Here is an 18,538-nt window from a genome sequence, read left to right on the forward strand (position 1 = left end):
AACGTACTAATTATCAAGTTTAACCAATGCAACCGTTTCAATACCGACAGGGTTACTAGCTTCGCTCTCATTTTTTAACCGGTCTAATGCAGTAACCAGATAAGTATATCTTTTCCCTTTCTCTACAGTCGTATCAATAAAGGAAGTGTAATTCTCGAAACTAATTCTAAGGATATTCCTGGCATCTAATACATCCACCTTTGCTCCTTCATTGAAACGGTAAATCACATATCCCGATGCAGTTTCTCCATCACTGGCCAGCGTAGGTTTCTCCCATCTCAGGTGTACCCCGTCATGTTTCGCTTCGGCGCTAAGTTCCTGTGGTGTATTAGGCACTACATCATCCAGCCATGGCATCTGAGGAGGCAATGCAGGATACTTATACAAGTCGTTTCTTAAGGAATCCCCAACGGCACGTGCTACCGTAGAAAACGATTTTGAGCTAAAAAACACACTCCCCTGAACGCGATTGTTTTGGCGTAGATACCTGATTTGATCTGGTACCTGCGCAGGTAATCTCCATGCGGCTTCCATCTTTTGATTGACCAGATAAGCTCCCTGACCAATATAAAGGTGCCTGCCGTAAGTATTATTGCTCCACCAATCCACCAAAGTAGCAAAAGGGGCCACTTTACGCGTAAAACTGAAATAGATCTGCGGATTGATATAATCCACCCATCCTTCTTTTACCCATCTTCTGGAGTCGGCAAATAGTTCATGAAAATTAGACAATCCTCGGGTAGCAGATCCCAGTACATCTTCATTGTCATTTTTCCAGATTCCAAAAGGACTTACGCCAAACTTAACATACTTCTTATGGTAATGGATGCTATCGTCCAATTGCTCAATCAGTAAGTCAACATTGTTCCTTCTCCAATCATTGATATTGGTAAATCCATTTGGATATTTCCCAAATGTAGCCTCGTCATTGATCTTTTGGCCGGCTATTTTATAGGGATAAAAGTAATCGTCAAAATGGATTCCGTCAACATCATATCCTTTCACCACATCCAGAATCACCTGAATGATATAATCCCTTACTGCTGGGATTCCAGGATCAAATTGCTTCTTGCCACCGTAAGTAAAAAACCATTCCGGGCGCTTTTTAGTCATATGATCCTCACTCACTATCGTGCTCGGACTAGTTGTCGCACGGTATGGATTGAACCAGGCATGCAGCTCCATTCCGCGTTGGTGCGCTTCTTTAATCGCAAAAGCTAATGGGTCATAATTAGGTCCTGGAGAAAGCCCTTGTTTGCCAGTTAACCATTGGCTCCAGGGTTCCCTTGATTTGGCATAAAATGCATCCGCCGCAGGTCTTACCTGTAACATAATCGCATTCATCCCATTTGCCTTGTGCATCTCCAAAAGTCCGATTAATTCCTGCTTCTGCTGATCCATACTTAAACCCGGCTTAGATGGCCAGTCAATATTTGCTACGGTAGCCACCCATACCCCCCGAAACTCTCTTTTTGGAGCAATTTTTGATGTGCTTTGTGCGAGAGATAGAAATGGAGTTACCGCTATTAGAAACAATAGCGCATAGATAGTATTTTTAAACATTTTATATAATTTGTACTGAATAAATTAGTTTCCTTTGTGTACTCTGGTAGACGCTACCAACCCGAGATCTTAGCAAGTAAACGATTTTTTTTAAAGTCTCATACAAATAGCCTGTTTTTTTTACTATTTCCTATATTTTTATATTATGTTCGCGTTTTAAACACATTTAGAGAAGAATTCAAGAAATGTCAGACCAAAATGAGATGGTAAATAAAGGAGACCGCAATAAGATCTATTTTCTGATTGTGGTCATTTTAGCCCTTCTAGGCACCAATGCTTACCTATACTTAAAAGACCGACATCAAAGCCAACGCTTTGTAACCGTAAATACAGAAAAAGACAGACTAAAGCTTGAAGTAGAGAAGATCGAAGCGGAACTGGATAAAGTAAACGCACTCAATGTTACTTTAACTGATAAGTTACAGGAAGAGCAAAAACTCGCCAGAGCAAAAATTGCGGAATTAAAACTGGCCCTTCAAAATGGAAAACTGACCCAAGGTGACCTCAATACTGCCCAAAAAGAGGTCAAAGAGCTACGTGAATTTGTTAAAAACTATAGCGATGAAATCATTCGCCTGGAAAAAGAGAACGCATATTTACGAACACAACGAGATAGCTTAAAGGAGTTTGCGTATAGCGCCACTCAAAAAGCCGAGGATCTGGAAAGGAAGAACACTGAACTAAAAGCAAAAGTAAAAACCGGTGCAGCTTTAAAAGCCGGAAATGTGTCTATTGTGGCCTATAAGGTTAAAAACAGCGGTAAAAACATTGAAGTTACCAAAGCGAGTTCTGCTAAAAAATTAAGCATCAGTTTCAACATAGCCCCTAACCCTCTGGCGCTAAAAGATTACCATAAAATATATTTACGGGTGTTTGATCCAGCAGGAAATCTGATTGCCAATGGCGAGAACCTGTTTGAAGCAGACGGTGAACAAATGCAATACACCTCTTCGACTTCCATCTCTTACAACGACGACAATACCGTTTATAAAATGGATTGGATTAATCCCAACCCCTTCATTAAGGGCACCTATTCTGTGATTCTATATGCTGATGGCTTTACAATGGGCAAAGCAGCAATTGATTTAAGATAGCCAATAGTCAACTTAATATAATGGAATTACGAGAGTGGGAAACTCAGGTAAAATGTAGTTCCTACATCTGAAAAGGACTTAAAGGAAACCGTTCCACCAGCGTTTTCTACTGCTTGTTTTACAAAGGCCAGCCCTAGACCTGTTCCGGATGATTTGGTCGTAAAGTTCGGTACAAAGATCTTATCCTGCTGATCCTGGTCGATCCCCTTACCATTGTCTTCTACCTCTACAAACACATTCTCTTCGTCATTCATCACATTCACTTTAATAACGCATCTCGCATCCGGGCTGGCAGCTTCAATAGCATTTTTGAGCAGGTTGTTAAAAGTACGCAACAGTTGATCCTTATCGCCAAGAATCATGACTTCCACAGTAGTATGGTTAAATATATAGATTTCTACATTTTGTGTATTTGTAAACACATCTCTAGCCTGTTGAATAATAGGCAGTAAACGCAATTTCTCCAATTTGGTGTCTGGCATTTTCGCGAAATTCGAGAACTCCGAAGCGATCGAAGCCAAGCTATCTATTTGTTCTATAAACGATTTGTTAAACCTTTCAAACTTCTTTTCAAAATTAGGATCCTTCTCTTTCCATGATTTTTCCAGCAATTGCACTCCTAATTTTAATGGAGTTAGCGGATTTTTAATCTCATGAGCCACCTGCTTGGCCATCTCCCGCCAGGCAATCTCCCTTTCGGAACGTGCAAGTTTAGCGGCGCTTTCTTCCAATGCGGCAATCATTTTATTGTATTCCCGAATTAGGGAGCCAATCTCATCATGCCTCGACCATTGAATCGGCTGATTTTTCTGACCAAGTTTGGTTTTTCGAATGCTTTCCTGAATAAAAGTCAGCGGACTTGTAATCTGATTGGCAAGAAACACCGCCAGGATACCGATGGCGACAAATACCAGTGCATAAATATTAATCAAAGTATTGATATAAAGTCCGATTTTTCGTTGATAATCGGCTTCATTCGCATAATAAGGTAGTCCGATGTAAGCCACCGTTTCGTTCATCGAATTGCGAATCGGCGCATAAGCTGAAGAATAACTAAAATCACCTATACGCTCATCCGGATTAATATATTCCGACCGTTGCATTTGATTGAGGTAAACGTAAGCCTTCGCCCCCATCTTCCGTCCTATGATTCCGAAATCATAAATCCTGGACAAGGAAGTAAACAGTAGGTTACCATTCGCATCAAATAGATTCAGATAAGCTCCGTTCACATCAGCAAACTCATTGAAAAAACGGATAGATTCTTCATTCGTTGCAGGCAGTCCAGTAGAAAATATACGCTTCTCATAAGAGAGCTGAACTTTTCTTATTTTATCCTGTATGTAATCTTCCTGCTGTCTGCGGTACTCATCTCTGATATAGAAATAGGTAGTCCAACCAACAATCACCAATGTGGCCACCACAGAAAGTACAATAGAAAACTGAATTCTGGTTTTATAGAGGATCTTATTTGCATTGATCATCAAAGATCTGTTGATATTAAACCAGCCTCCCCAGCTTTCATCAATATTTCTTAATACCCAGATTAGGGCGTATAGCGTAACTGAAAAAATAATAAATACTAAAAAGAAGAAAGACAAGGTAGCCAGACGCGCTACATAAGACACCTTTTCCTTGCTCACAACGATCATTTTAGATGCGATGGGCATATACACTACATGAGTATATCCGAGGCTGTCTCTGATCGTCTGAGGCTTTCTAGGCTCTGCTTTAAAATCCAAACCAGAGAGCTTGTAAGTATATGGGCCAGATTGGTTGACCAATTTACCATAGCTATAAAAGGCAAAAGAATAATTACTATAATCATCCTCACTCTTATTTTTACGATCGATCAGGATATCCGGCAACTGACTGTTGTAATTGTATTGCTGAGATTTCAATTCAATCACGAGTGTGCCCAAAATATGATTGTCCTGAAAAATAGGGATGATTCCGAAATAATTCTGATACCCGAAAGTATCGTTCAATCGATAAAAGAAATTCGATTCCGAGGCTTTTATAGAACCGGCTTGAACCAGTTTCTTATAATAACTCAAAGGAACACCTTGCTCATTTAAGGATGAATCCTGGCTATTGTATTCGTAAATATTGTACTCAAACTTGGAGAGATATCCTCCTAGAAATTGTTTGTTAATGTGTCTTTGTAAAAGATCCGATCTTCTTGAACTAGGCTGTTTAAAATAATCCGCAACAAAGCTATCGGTGTAAATCCCTACTTCCAGACTCTCGATGGCACTAATTATTTTCGGATCGTCTGTGGATTCCAATTTCTGGGCAATCGTGAGTCTTTTATTCCGCTCTTTGATGTCGATAAATTTCAAGTATTTAATCGAAGACATGAATGCCAGACAGAAAAATATCGCCGTAAATATACCTATAGAGAACTTATTGTCTTTAAGAAAGACATTCCAACCTACGATGAGGATAAACAAGGCATATACCACAAAGAAGATACTAAAATCAGTACTAAGCCGATACCCCAGATAGCCCGAAAAAGCAAGTAAAAACAAGATTAAACGCTCCTTATTTGTCACATTTAAGGTTTTACTTAATTCTAACAATATGGTAATGACCAGGTAAATATTGAACCATACCAAACATAAAATAACAATACTGACCCAACTTACCCAGCCCAGATTGATAATATTAGTTATATCGAAATTGATCTTTGAGTTAATGATCAGCCCAAAGAAAACCTGATCACTGATCAGGGCCATGAACCCAAAGAATACCAATAAAACCAAATAAAACACCCATCCAGCCACTTTACTCTGGTTTAGCGAAGTAGGCAGACGGTATTCATTCCTGTGTTTATAGATAAAATAAACGACCCATGTAATGGCGAATACATTGAGTAGAAAATCCCCCAAAGAAGGCAAAAAGAAACTCTCTGCGTAAATTGTTGGACTAAAGATCAAGAGCTCAAACTGTTGATTGAACCAGCCATACTCCAGATCGGTGATCCTTAAAACTGCAAAAAATAAGGTTAAAAGTAAAGTTGCAGAGAGCAGTCGGCCTTTTTTCGCAATCCATACACAGAAGGAGTTGAAGAAAAGGCAGATGCTAAACAGGCCAATTGCCCAGAGCCAAACCTCTATTTTCGAATAAATGCTCTTGGTATATCCGGGCTTAAGCTTTACTTCAAACAGCAGTTTACCATCAAAATTATTGATGCCATAAACGTCTGTATCCGTAAAGGAGGCCAGCGACAATGAATTAGAAGGTAAGAGATAGGGCGAAAGGTCGTTTCGCAGGTATTGGTTTTGAATATTATATTGGTCGATCACTTCGATGAGGAAGACCAGGGCATAATTTCCCGTCGTTTTCCGAACCACTTCATACCAGCCATTTGGTAACTGAACAAAGGATGAACCCTCACTTATTGCTTCCAGACTGGAGGGAAAGGCACTGAAGGAACTCCAGAATTTTAAATCGGTTTTTTCATAAACCAACAGGTTGATCCCCTGCTTAGGGTAGAGATTAATGAAATCTAAGGCATACTTTTCATTGAGGTCGAATTGCTTCGCCTGCTCAAGCCTTGTTGGATCGGAGAGAAAATCATAAACAATACTCTCTTTATCACTCAGATTTTCCTGAAGTTCTGCCGCCTCATGGGTAAGCAGATCTTTCTTGCTGATCGTATTTTTTAAAGATAGGGCCGTACCGATACAGCAGGCCCCAAGTATCAACAATAAAAATCTGATTTTACCCGCGATGCTCACGTTAAACCTTAGCTGTGGTAGTTGCAGAGCTTGTTGGGAAGGCTCTATTCACTTTTTTAACCAGGCCTTGTAATACATTGCCGGGACCCACTTCTATAAATTCACTGGCGCCATCGGCGATCATGCGCTCAAGCGTTTGCGTCCATTTTACTGCACCAGTTAACTGCGTAATTAAGTTTGCTTTGATCTTTGCAGGATCAGTATTTGGAACCGGGTCCACATTTTGATAAATCGGACATACCGGAGAAAGTACGGTTACATTTTCAATTGCTTCCTGTAGTTCTACCCTTGCTGGCTCCATTAATGGAGAGTGGAAAGCACCACCTACATTTAGCTTTAAAGCACGTTTAGCACCTGCTTCAGTTAACTTCTGACACGCGATATCCACTCCTTCAATGCTACCAGAGATCACGATTTGTCCTGGGCAGTTATAATTTGCTGCTACGACTACCTCATCAATCTCTTCACAGATTTTCTCTACAACTTCATCCGCAAGGCCTAAAATTGCTGCCATTGTAGATGGTTGTAATTCACAGGCTTTCTGCATCGCATTTGCTCTTGCAATCACCAATCTTAGTCCATCTTCAAAAGAAAGTGCGTTAGCTGCTACCAATGCGGAGAACTCTCCTAAAGAGTGTCCTGCAACCATATCAGGTTTGAAATCTGCGCCTAATGTTTTTGCCAAAATCACAGAGTGAAGAAAAATAGCTGGCTGAGTTACTTTTGTTTCCTTTAATTCTTCATCCGTTCCGGAGAACATGATGTCGCTAATGCGGAAACCGATAATTTCGTTTGCCTTTTCAAACAGTTCTTTAGCGATTTCATTTTCGTACAATTCTTTACCCATGCCCGAAAACTGAGCGCCTTGTCCTGGAAATATATATGCTTTCATTTTTATGCTTAGTATGCTATGTTTAGTGTAAGTTGGCAGTGATTAACCTCAAAAACTCTGCCCTTGTTGTATCTTTTGCAAATTCTCCTGTAAAAGCAGAGGTAGTAGTTACAGAATTTTGCTTCTGAATTCCCCTCATTGCCATACATAAATGCTTGCATTCAATCACAACTGCTACGCCCAGTGGGTTTAACGTTTCCTGAATACAGTCTCTGATTTCATTTGTTAAACGCTCCTGTACTTGTAGGCGACGTGCAAATGCATCAACAATTCTTGGGATTTTACTCAATCCAACAATATGACCGTTCGGAATATAGGCCACATGAGCTTTTCCAAAGAAAGGAAGCATGTGGTGTTCACACATTGAAAATACTTCAATATCTTTCACTACCACCATCTGGCTATAGTCTTCTTTGAACATTGCGCCTTTAAGGATCGAAGCCGGATCCAGGTCGTAACCATGAGTCAGGTATTGTAAGGCTTTTGCTACACGCTCAGGCGTTTTCACTAGTCCCTCACGACTTGGGTCTTCGCCCAATTGGGCTAAAATATCTGTATAATGATTCGCTACTGCCGAAATTTTATCTTCGTTATAACGGTCTATTTTGATGTAACCGTCTTCAGTTTCATCTAAATGATCTGTGTGATTGTTCATATCTGATGGATTAGCCGAAGTACTCGACAAAGTTGTTTTCAGTTTCGTAAATTTTGATGCAGTGAAGTTCTGCTCCAGATTCTTTAATAAAAGGTAACAGTTCTTCCCAAATGGCGATCGCCAGGTTTTCTGTTGAAGCCAGCTTGCCTTTCATGAAATCTACATCAAGATTCAGGTTTCTGTGGTCGATTTTATCAACTACCTGAGTGTTGGTGATGTCTTTCAACCATTTCAGATCTACAAGAAACCCCGTTTCTGGGTTTATTTCCCCTTTAACAGTCACATACAACTGATAGTTGTGTCCATGCCAATTTGGATTGGCACATTTTCCGTAAACTTCTGTGTTTTTATCTTCAGACCAATCCGGTCTCGACAATTTATGCGCAGCGTTAAATGATGCTTTTCTGGTTATGTATATCATTCTCTGTTATATTGTTGACAAATATACGCAGAAAGCTTAAAGTAGAAAGGTTTAATCTCTAACTTAGACTTTATGAAGATTCTTTTAGTAGCGGCAACAAATGCGGAAATCTCTTTATTGACCGAACACTTCCGGTTATCCGGGGACGCATTGATGAAAACAGAAAAGTTTGATGTGCTGATCACCGGTGTAGGAATGACGGCTACCGCCTTTGCACTAGGGAAGCAGTTATCTGATCGATATCATTTGGTACTCAACCTCGGAATTGCCGGCTCTTTTAATCCAGAAATCGCCTTAGGAACGGTATTGAATGTAGTGTCGGATGATTTTTCCGAGCTTGGCGCGGAAGATCAGGAGCAATTTCTTACTATCGATGACCTGGGCTTCGGAAAAAGCAGTTACCGGGCTTATAATAACCTGCTTCACCCTTCTCTATCTGAGCTTAGGAAGGTTAAAGGCATTACCGTAAACACCGTTCATGGCAGTGCAGAAAGCATTAAAGCGGTTAAAAACCGTTTACATCCCATTACCGAAAGCATGGAGGGAGCTGCTGTACTCTATAGCTGTGAACAGGCAGGCATCCCTTGTCTGCAGATCAGAAGCATCTCCAATTATGTAGAACCCAGAAACCGCGAAAGCTGGAAAATCGGCCTTGCGATCAAGCAGCTGAATGAATGGGCGATTGGATTTTTGACAAACAGCTAACCATTCCCTTTATAGAGTTAATTACCTTTGAAAGGTCGATATCTAATCATCTCGATTCATTTCAAACCGAAAAAATTATACTGCAATGACCTTAAGCCTTGGATTTTCCCCTTGCCCGAATGACACATTTATCTTTGACGCCCTAATTCATCATAAAATTGATACGGAAGGATTGGATTTCAAAGTGTCATTTGATGATGTGGAAACCCTGAATCAAAAGGCGATGAAAGGAGAATTGGACATCACTAAACTGAGCTTTCATGCTTTTGCCTATGTCTATGAGCAATATGCGCTATTAGATGCAGGAAGTGCTTTAGGTTTTGGCGTTGGACCCTTGCTGATCGCTAAAAATGAATACCTGGCCAATCATCCGGATCACATTGGCGCAGACCTTCGTGTAGGTATCCCAGGAAAATATACTACCGCTAACTTCCTGTTGGGCATCGCTTTTCCCCATCTGGTACAAAAACAGGAAATGGTTTTCTCAGCGATAGAAAATTCTCTTTTAACAGATCAGATTGATCTTGGATTGATTATCCATGAAAACAGATTCACCTATATGGACAAGGGCTTACACAAAGTGATGGATCTTGGGAATTACTGGGAGCAGCAAACTGGCTGTGCCATCCCATTAGGAGGAATTGTGATCAATAGAAACCTGGATCAGGAAACCAAAGAAAAAGTAAACAGAGTTTTACGTAAGTCTGTAGAGTTTGCTTTTGCGAATCCTAAATCCGGCATAGCATTCATCAAACAGTATGCTCAGGAAATGAGCGAAGAGGTGATGTACAAGCACATAGACCTCTATGTCAACAAATACTCCATTGATTTAGGTACAGAAGGCCGTAAGGCAATTGATGTTTTATTTCAGATGGCACAGGAAAAAGGCTTGATCGAACCTATCAAAAAAGACCTTTATCTTATTCCTTAAGTTATCCTAATGATCGGGCCTTAGTTACAAGGCCCGTCAGGAATTTCCTTTGTAATCTTTAATAACTTAGTCACCACCATCGTAGAATCAAAGTCTGCTGCAATGATTAAGCTGTCAGATTTGATCATATGGCATTCTACTTCAATGTATACCGGTTCATATGGTTTTTCGAAGTTGAAATTACTGTAGGCTAACTCCAGTGTTTTCGCACTATCTGCTACCCAATACTCATTCCCCTCTTCACAATCCGTAAAAGATTTGATCTCCGGACCATAGCTATACAAGCCTTTAATCACCCTGATATTATTCTTTTCAACAGACGCTGGTTTGGTATTACAGGCCAGAACAACAACTGATAAGAGCAGTAATAAGGGTAATGATTTGATAGATATATTCATGATGTTAAAGATCTTGATTTAAATGGTCAATTTTCTTGACACTCAGATTAGACGACAAAGCTGATGCCATAAAAGAGAACACCGTCACTGTTAAAAATACTAATAAAAAATCCGTCCATTTCAGGCCAATCGGATAGGCATTGGAGATCATCGGATTATCTTGCGACATCTTAATCAGGCCAAATTTCTGCTGTACAAGACAGAAGATCAATCCTACCAACAAGCCTAAAATACAGCCGGTCATGGTGATCATCATTCCTTCTAGCAAGAAGATCCGCTTGATCAGTTTTTTTCCTGCCCCCAGACTACTTAGAACGGAAATATCCTTCAATTTGTCTATCACCAACATTGTTAATGACCCAATTATATTAAAGATAGCGATTATTAAGATAAAAGTAAGGATGATATATACCGCCCATTTTTCACTCCCAAGGATGCTATGCAGCGCAGAATTCTGCTCAATACGATCTTTTACAATGAATTGCGTGCCTATTTCTTTTTCTATTCCTTCCTTAAATTCTTCGGCATCTACGCCAGGATTTAAAAGTAGTTCTATGGAAGAAATTTTGCTGGGTTCAGCCAAAAGCTGACGGGCAAAATCCAATGGCACGATGGCTACATTATCAAAATCCTGCTGAACTTCGAAAACCCCGGATACGGGAATAGTCAATACTGTAAAATTATCCCCGGGATTGATAGAGCTGACTCTTTTTCCTTTTTTAGGAGAATATACTTGTAAAGGATTAAATGGATCAGTGGTATTGACTACCAGAAAATTCTGAATTGCAGAACCAATTACCGCATAATGGCCACTCGCATTGTCGAGCATGAAATGTCCATCGATAATGGTACTATCCAGGCTTTTATTCTTGAGATAATCAGGGCTTACTCCCTTAATCAGGCCTACACTTTGTTTATCGTTGTATTTCAGCAAAGCATTTTCCGACAACACCTCTACATAGGAATAAATCCCATCTGCCTTTTTCAATTGGCTGAAATAAGCCGTATTTGGCTCAAATGTTTTCCCTTTAGCAGGGACAATCACCAACTGGGGCGTCATGGTATTGAACATTTTCAACACCATTTCTCCAAGGCCATTAAAAGCTGATAAAATAATAATCAATGCAGCACTTCCCACGAACACACCTACCACAGATATCGCAGAGATGATGTTGATCGCATTGGTCGATTTTTTAGCAAAAAGGTACCTGCGGGCTATGTAAAAGGCTGTATTCAACTGTTTATTTGGTTACGACTGTAAAAATGGATTGTGTTGTTTCTCGAAGCCAATGGTAGTAAACTGACCGTGGCCAGGGTAAACCCTGCAATCGTTTGGCAATATAAACAAGTTATTCTTTATGCTATTGATTAATTGAGCATGGTTTCCACCAGGAAGATCGGTACGGCCAATACTTGTATAAAACAAGACATCACCACCAATCAAAAAGTTATCAGCAGCAGCATAAAAACATAAATGTGCTGGCGAGTGCCCTGGTGCAAAAATCAGTTCCAGCTGACTATTTCCAAACTTAACAGTTCCTGTTTCTCCCAAAAACACTTCCGGCTCCGGAGAAAGTTCATAATCGAAGCCCATTTGAGGTGCATATCCAGGGATGGCCTGTAAGATTGGTAGCTCTCCAGCATGAAATTGAGGTTTCAAACTCCAGTTGTCATACACAAACTTATTACCCAATACATGGTCAATATGGCAATGCGTATTTAACAATAATACCGGTTTCAGCTTATTTTCTTTAATGAACTGAACCAGTTGATTTTGTTCATTTGCGTCAGACATTCCGGGATCAATGATCACACAGGCTAAAGTCTCATCAAATAAAACGTAAGTATTTTCACGATATGGATTAAAAGCAAACTGCTGGATACTAATCATATGATTTAAAATAGATGTTAATTTTTCCATTTGAAAGTACTGATCATTTGATCAATATCCTTCTTTATAAAATTCACTACGGGTTGGATAGAATCGTATTGCGGGCGTTCATTAAAGTATAACGCGCCACGGAAATAATGTTTTGCACTGTCAGTTAAAAAGAACTGTACCGAAGAGGCCGTATTCCCTTCTATTGCATAATATACTCCATAAACTTTCTTTTCCGGGTAATTGATCAGTTTTTGATCTATAGCATTGGCCTTCACCGTATGTTTAAAAGCGAAGGTTCTGGCATCTTCTACCAGTCCTTCATACTCCTTTTTGGAAGATACATCATAATAAGTGAGGTGTAATCGACCGTTAAATTGTGGAAAGGACAGGTTATACCAGCAAGGCTGTGTATCTCTTCCGCTATCAGGAATCATTTTTGCGTATACCGGATATTCAAAAGAATAGGCACAATCACTATTAAAAGTCTGGTATGCTTTTTTAGGAAAATCGATATGAAAATAACCTCTAGGTTTTGGTGCATATACCTTTTCCTGGTTACAAGCGGTAAAGGCGAGTAAAAGCGCAAAAAGGCCGACCGGGAAAAATCTTTTCATATCAGGAGTTCCAAATGAACCAGGAGCGTTCGGCTTGAAGGTACAACATTTCCAACCCATTTTTAATGGCGGCACCAGACGCAGCACTCTGCTCTAAAAATTTAGTCAGTTCAGGATTGTAAACCAGATCGTAGGCCAGGTGCTTTTCCGTAATTGATTCATAAGGGATTTCTGGGCAGCTGTCTACGTTGGGCGACATTCCCAAAGGTGTCGTATTGATCAACAATGTATATTCTTCCATCATTTTCTCATCCACAGCCTCGTATAAAATCGTGCCTTCTGCTGGTTTTCTTGTCACTACTAAGAAAGAAATCCCCAATTTGTTCAGCACATATTTTACCGCTTTTGCGGCACCACCATCACCAAAAACCAAGGCTTTAGTATGGTGTTCTTTTAGAAAAGGAAGTAAAGAAGCTTCAAATCCGTAGGCATCAGTATTGTATCCTTTAAGGACAGCCTTACCGTTCTCCCTGCGAATGTCAACACAATTGACTGCTCCAATCTCTGCTGCCGCTTCATCCAGTTGATCCAGGTAAGCCATCACACCCAGTTTATGGGGGATGGTTACATTAATTCCAGAAATTTCTTCATCAGCAATGATCAGTTCCGGAAAAGAACTGATATTTTCAATTGGATAGAGTTCATACTCACAATCTGCGATTTGCTCTTGTACAAATTTCTCGGTAAAGTGCTTTTTCGAAAAGGAATGTGATAAAGGATACCCGATAAGGCCAAATTTCTTCATTTGTATAAATGTAGGATTACAATTTATCCATGTTCAGAAAATGATCAAAAGTATCACCTCTTAATCCTAAACGAATGGTTTCCAAAGGAATAGTTTCCGCAGGAGCAATATTTCCAAGATTTACATTGGCACCTAACAACTTAATAAACCAAACTTGTTGTTCTTTTTGTGGTGCTTCCCAGATGATGGTTTCTTCAGGAATCTGAGTCAGGATTTCATCAACTAATCCTTCTCTTACTTCACCAGAACCTCTATAGATGCCTACATTTCCACCTTCTCTGGCTTCAGCAATTACTTTCCAGGAACCGGCTTCCAGTTCTGCATTCATCAGTTTAATCCATTTGTATGGAGCAAAAATCTTTGCAGCATCTTTAGATCCAACTTCAGAAATCACAGTTACCTGTTTTGATAATTTCCTAATGAATTCACATTTAAGGTCGTGTTCAATGGTAATTGAGCCATCAGATACTTCAGCATATTCCATCTGATATTTATCCAGCACTCTGCAATAGTCATCAAACTGATTACGGATTGCAAAAGCTTCGAATAATGTCCCTCCAAAATAGGTAGGAATTCCTGCATCTCTGTAAATGGCCAGCTTTTCTTTTAGATTAGGAGTCACAAACGAAGTTGCCCAGCCTAATTTTACGATATCAGTATGTACTCCGGCAACTTCGATGAAATCTTCAGTTTGCCTTAAGCTTAGTCCTTTATCCATGACCATTGTAATTCCTTTATTGCGCGGCTTTACTGATCTTTCGGGTATATTATTTAATGGGTAGTTCATATTGCTCACAAAGGTGAAAAAAAAATGGACAGTTTTTATCAGGTATATCTAATAAAAAACGGTAACATTATTTAACATAACGGTTAATGACTTCGATTATTGAGCCATTATCTTGCAATTGCGGCAAATATTCGAACAAAATATAATGTTTATCCGGGTCGGTTACCAATGCAGTTTCCAAATAAGCAAGGGCTTCATTTTTCTCTCCAAGGGCGAACAGATAGGCGACCATTCTATAGTACAACTCTGCTGCATCGGGATTATTCTTAATCCCGTCTAAAATGGTTTCTGCAGCTTCCAACAGCCTTCCCTGCTCATAAAGCACGGTAGAGAAGTCCAACCAGGCTTCAATATCCACCGGATTAAATTCTAATACCTTATAGTAAGCTTCGATGGATTCTTCGATTTGACCGAGTTTATAAAAAGCATCCGCCATAGCGAACCAGAAGTCTGGGTTTTCGCCATCCAATTCTAAGGCTTTACGGTAAAAGTGAAGCGATTCAAAATAGCGTTCCTCGAAATTGAGGGTTACCCCGATTCCGAACCAGGCATCGGCCATTTTGGCGTCCATTTTCACTGATTTCTTATAATAAGAGCGGGCTTCATCCATCAAATCCAGCTTTTCATAGCATTCCCCAATGGCGCAATACGTGTCTGCATTAGGCGGTTCGTATTCAAAAGTATGTTTGTACACTTCAATAGCTTCCGCAAAACGGTCTAATTGAACCAGTGCATTTCCTTTGTTATAATAGGCAGAAGCAAAATTATCCTTAATTAAAATGGCATAATCATAGGCATCTATGGCCTTTTCAAAAAGGTCTAATTTATGGTAGGAATTGGCGAGGTTATACCATGCCGCATAAGAATAGGGATCATTATCAATATATTCCTGATAAAACTTAATGCTTTCTTCCTGTTTATCCAGAATATCGTAACAAAATGCCAATTCATATAAACCGTCCTTGTTTTCCATATCCTGTTCCAGGCTACGTTTGATGTAAACAATTGCTTGTTCATAATCCAACATATTCTGGTATACATAGGCAATTTGCAATAGGATCTCATCCGTAGTTTCGGCAAAAGCCAAAGCAATCTGAAAATTATCCAAAGCTTCAGGATAACGTTCCAGACTATTGTAAATATTCCCTCTTAAAATATAGATTTCTGCTTCCGAAGCTTCCAGCATTTCTGCTTTTTGCAGCGCAAGAAAAGCCCTTTCGATCTGGTCTGTTACAAAAAACAACTGTGCTTGTTTCACTAGAAAAACGGCAGCATATGGGTGTTGATTTACCGCATAATCGGTTACTTGAAGTGCCTTAACAGGGTCACTTTTCTCTATGTAATAATCAATAATATTTTCAAAGGCATGCGCATCAAAAAAGTACTGATCCTCATTACGTATCATCTCCTCATAACGTTCTACGGAACGTTGCGCATCATCACTAAACTCAAATAAAAACTCCTCTTCCATGTCGCTAATAATTAAAGAACAGAACCAATTTTTTAAAACACAATATAAGTTTACAAATTAAATATTTGCATAAACTAATTAATTTTCAACATCCACACACCCGAAACCTACAAGACTATTCGTATTATTTTTAGCAAAAGCCTCGGGGGAAATGAGTTGAATGCTTTTTCAATAGAGATAATGATCTGAATTATCCTACAAAATAACATAACTTTAAATGAAAACCTGTAAAATTCAGGTCAGAAAAGAAACCAAATATTAAAAAAGCGGTTGTAAAAGCTATATATCCCTTTAAGGATGATTCGCATCACCGTTCATAAACTCTAAGCCGAATGAAAAAAAACATCAGTACTGTTTTAAAAAACCTGGGCATCCAGGAAGTCAACCCAGCCTACAGCACCGGACAACACTGGTCTGGAGCCGCTAATGCAAAAACCATTGATAGCTTTTCGCCGGTAGATGGCCAAAAAATTGCCAGCATCCAGCTGGCCAGTGCAGAAGATTATGAAAGTGTCATGAAAACCGCAGAAACTGCTTTTCAATTCTGGCGTAACTTACCTGCTCCAAAACGTGGCGACATTGTCCGCCAGTTTGGCGATGCCTTAAGAGCGGCAAAAGAAGATTTAGGCACTCTGGTTTCGTATGAAATGGGGAAAAGCTTACAGGAAGGCTTTGGAGAGGTGCAGGAAATGATTGACATCTGTGATTTTGCCGTCGGACTTTCTCGTCAGCTGTATGGTTTAACCATGCATTCAGAAAGGCCAAACCATAGAATGTATGAACAATGGCACCCGATGGGCACCGTAGGTATCATTTCGGCCTTCAATTTCCCGGTGGCTGTATGGAGTTGGAACACTGCACTAGCCTGGGTATGTGGCAATGTTTGCGTCTGGAAACCATCATCAAAAACACCTTTATGTGCCATCGCTTGTCAGCATATCATTGCAAAAGTACTGAAAGACAACGACATGCCGGAAGGAATCAGTAATTTACTTATTGGCAATGCCGTAGGCGATATGATCAACAACGACAAGCGCATTCCATTGGTTTCTTTTACCGGATCTACCCGCATTGGCCGTACCGTTTCTACCGCAGTAGCTGGGAGATTTGGCAGAAGTATTCTGGAGCTGGGCGGCAACAATGCCATCATTATTTCCAAAGATGCGGACCTGGAAATGTCGATCATCGGAGCGGTATTTGGCGCGGTAGGTACTGCCGGACAACGTTGTACTTCTACCCGCAGGCTTATTATTCACGAAGACGTTTACGAAGATTTCAAAAACAGATTGGTCAAAGCTTACGGACAATTGAGAATTGGTGATCCATTAGACCAACACAACCACGTAGGTCCGCTTATTGACACCGCAGCAGTAGATATGTACCGCGAAGCTATCGAAAAAGGGAAAAAAGAAGGCGCGCAATTTGTAGTTGAAGGGGCTGTCCTTACCGGCGAAAACTATAGTTCAGGTTGTTATGTAAAACCATGCGTTGCAGCTGTGGAAAACCATTATGAAATTGTGCAGGAAGAAACTTTTGCCCCGATCCTCTACCTGATCAAATATAAAACATTGGAGGAGGCAATTGCCCTACAGAACGGAGTTCCTCAGGGACTATCTTCCGCCATCATGACGTTAAACCTGAGAGAAGCTGAGCAGTTTTTATCGGCTTCAGGCTCTGATTGTGGCATTGCAAACGTAAATATTGGCACCTCTGGTGCAGAAATTGGGGGTGCTTTTGGTGGAGAAAAAGAAACCGGTGGTGGCAGAGAAAGTGGCTCTGACGCCTGGAAAGCATATATGCGTCGTCAAACGAATACTATCAATTACGCCAACAATTTACCATTGGCACAGGGCATTAAGTTCGACTTATAAACCCTTATACGAAAAAAGCGACGGGAAGTTCCCGCCGCTTTTTTTATAGTACTGCAAATCTTTCTTTCTATTTCACCAAAGTCGTTTTCGTGCTTGCAGCAATTCCATTTTCAAGGAAAGTGCTTTCTGTTTTTAAGGCTGCAAAATCCGTTGTATTCAATACAGACATCTTGTTTTTTACTAGAATATGCTCGTTAGCTGTTCCACGCAATTTCAAATCGGAACTGCCATTGGTTACAGTGTACAAGCTTTTGATATTTCCTTTCAATGTTGCTTTAGCGTCATCGTTCAGGTACACTTGTAATACATCCAGGTTAAATGTCCCTGCAGTGTTTACTTTTGCACCATTTGAAGCTTCAATTCTTTGCAAGTCTTTCACATAAACCACTACCTCTAACATTTCTTTTGCGGTAGAGTTGATTACTAGAGTATAACCTCTCTGTTGAAAAACAACCTCTTTTCCTTCCAGTTCATTTCTTAATTCTACTTTCTCTCTTTTTGCCTGAACCAGCGTCAGCTTCACATTCCCACTCACTTCAATTTTATTGAAAGGTCGTTCAGGACTGATAGACATTGGTGTTGTTGCTGCCATCGATGCGTTGGTCAACGCAGAGGTAGATAAAACAATTGCGGTTAGCGTTAGGGCGATTAGTGATTTTACTGCAGTTTTCATAATATTTTGATTTTAAATGATTTCTTAAGGTTTTGTAGATAAGACGCCTTCATTTCAGAAACGTTTCAGCAACTTTTCACGTTTTAGACCATT

At 40.0% G+C, this 18,538-nt stretch carries 17 protein-coding genes; 4 read left to right on the forward strand and 13 right to left on the reverse strand.

Going from position 1 to position 18,538, the window contains the following annotated elements:
• Positions 1 to 6: 6 nt before the first annotated feature.
• The gene (locus R2S10_RS12700) at positions 7 to 1,563 is read right to left on the reverse strand and encodes a glycoside hydrolase family 10 protein (protein ID WP_316840807.1); all 1,557 of its coding nucleotides are present in this window, start codon (positions 1,561 to 1,563) and stop codon (positions 7 to 9) included.
• A 185-nt stretch (positions 1,564 to 1,748) separates the two neighbouring features.
• Between R2S10_RS12700 and R2S10_RS12705 the strand changes: the two genes are divergently transcribed.
• Positions 1,749 to 2,657, forward strand: coding sequence for a hypothetical protein (locus tag R2S10_RS12705; protein WP_316840808.1), 909 nt, complete (start codon positions 1,749 to 1,751; stop codon positions 2,655 to 2,657).
• A gap of 26 nt (positions 2,658 to 2,683) precedes the next feature.
• On the opposite strand, the gene R2S10_RS12710 is transcribed toward R2S10_RS12705, so the two are convergent.
• Genes R2S10_RS12710 through R2S10_RS12725 form a run of 4 tightly spaced genes read right to left on the reverse strand, consistent with a single transcriptional unit; the run spans position 2,684 to position 8,368 of the window.
• Positions 2,684 to 6,370 (reverse strand): HAMP domain-containing sensor histidine kinase, encoded by a 3,687-nt coding sequence (locus R2S10_RS12710; RefSeq protein WP_316840809.1) that lies wholly within the window; start codon positions 6,368 to 6,370, stop codon positions 2,684 to 2,686.
• Positions 6,371 to 6,401: 31 nt separating this feature from the next.
• A complete protein-coding gene (gene fabD, locus R2S10_RS12715) occupies positions 6,402 to 7,292 on the reverse strand; it encodes an ACP S-malonyltransferase (protein WP_316840810.1) in 891 nt (296 codons plus the stop codon).
• A 22-nt stretch (positions 7,293 to 7,314) separates the two neighbouring features.
• A complete protein-coding gene (gene folE / locus R2S10_RS12720) occupies positions 7,315 to 7,947 on the reverse strand; it encodes a GTP cyclohydrolase I FolE (protein ID WP_316840811.1) in 633 nt (210 codons plus the stop codon).
• A gap of 10 nt (positions 7,948 to 7,957) precedes the next feature.
• A complete protein-coding gene (locus R2S10_RS12725) occupies positions 7,958 to 8,368 on the reverse strand; it encodes a 6-pyruvoyl trahydropterin synthase family protein (protein WP_182959172.1) in 411 nt (136 codons plus the stop codon).
• A gap of 72 nt (positions 8,369 to 8,440) precedes the next feature.
• On the opposite strand from R2S10_RS12725, the gene mqnB reads away from it, so the two are divergent.
• On the forward strand, positions 8,441 to 9,073 hold the full coding sequence (gene mqnB / locus R2S10_RS12730; RefSeq protein WP_316840812.1) for a futalosine hydrolase: 633 nt from the start codon (positions 8,441 to 8,443) through the stop codon (positions 9,071 to 9,073).
• Between the two features lie 85 nt (positions 9,074 to 9,158).
• Positions 9,159 to 10,004 (forward strand): 1,4-dihydroxy-6-naphthoate synthase, encoded by an 846-nt coding sequence (locus R2S10_RS12735; RefSeq protein ID WP_316840813.1) that lies wholly within the window; start codon positions 9,159 to 9,161, stop codon positions 10,002 to 10,004.
• A gap of 20 nt (positions 10,005 to 10,024) precedes the next feature.
• Here R2S10_RS12735 and R2S10_RS12740 read toward each other — a convergent pair whose 3' ends face one another.
• From R2S10_RS12740 to R2S10_RS12770, 7 genes are all read right to left on the reverse strand, one after another.
• A complete protein-coding gene (locus R2S10_RS12740) occupies positions 10,025 to 10,402 on the reverse strand; it encodes a hypothetical protein (RefSeq protein ID WP_316840814.1) in 378 nt (125 codons plus the stop codon).
• 4 nt (positions 10,403 to 10,406) lie between these two features.
• Complete coding sequence (locus R2S10_RS12745) at positions 10,407 to 11,639, reverse strand: ABC transporter permease (RefSeq protein ID WP_316840815.1); 1,233 nt, start codon at positions 11,637 to 11,639, stop codon at positions 10,407 to 10,409.
• Between the two features lie 12 nt (positions 11,640 to 11,651).
• A complete protein-coding gene (locus tag R2S10_RS12750; RefSeq protein ID WP_316840816.1) occupies positions 11,652 to 12,293 on the reverse strand; it encodes an MBL fold metallo-hydrolase in 642 nt (213 codons plus the stop codon).
• 17 nt (positions 12,294 to 12,310) lie between these two features.
• Complete coding sequence (gene gldD / locus R2S10_RS12755; protein ID WP_316840817.1) at positions 12,311 to 12,898, reverse strand: gliding motility lipoprotein GldD; 588 nt, start codon at positions 12,896 to 12,898, stop codon at positions 12,311 to 12,313.
• Between the two features lies 1 nt (position 12,899).
• Positions 12,900 to 13,643, reverse strand: coding sequence for a shikimate dehydrogenase (gene aroE, locus R2S10_RS12760; RefSeq protein WP_316840818.1), 744 nt, complete (start codon positions 13,641 to 13,643; stop codon positions 12,900 to 12,902).
• 16 nt (positions 13,644 to 13,659) lie between these two features.
• Positions 13,660 to 14,430 (reverse strand): phosphosulfolactate synthase, encoded by a 771-nt coding sequence (locus tag R2S10_RS12765; protein WP_316840819.1) that lies wholly within the window; start codon positions 14,428 to 14,430, stop codon positions 13,660 to 13,662.
• A gap of 67 nt (positions 14,431 to 14,497) precedes the next feature.
• Positions 14,498 to 15,901, reverse strand: coding sequence for a tetratricopeptide repeat protein (locus tag R2S10_RS12770; RefSeq protein ID WP_316840820.1), 1,404 nt, complete (start codon positions 15,899 to 15,901; stop codon positions 14,498 to 14,500).
• A gap of 332 nt (positions 15,902 to 16,233) precedes the next feature.
• On the opposite strand from R2S10_RS12770, the gene R2S10_RS12775 reads away from it, so the two are divergent.
• A complete protein-coding gene (locus tag R2S10_RS12775; RefSeq protein WP_316840821.1) occupies positions 16,234 to 17,772 on the forward strand; it encodes an aldehyde dehydrogenase family protein in 1,539 nt (512 codons plus the stop codon).
• A gap of 67 nt (positions 17,773 to 17,839) precedes the next feature.
• Here R2S10_RS12775 and R2S10_RS12780 read toward each other — a convergent pair whose 3' ends face one another.
• Entirely contained in the window at positions 17,840 to 18,445 is a 606-nt protein-coding gene (locus R2S10_RS12780) for a GIN domain-containing protein (protein WP_316840822.1), read from the reverse strand.
• Positions 18,446 to 18,538 lie beyond the last annotated feature (93 nt).

This window comes from Pedobacter gandavensis (assembly GCF_032678745.1).
Classification (GTDB): domain Bacteria; phylum Bacteroidota; class Bacteroidia; order Sphingobacteriales; family Sphingobacteriaceae; genus Pedobacter; species Pedobacter gandavensis_C.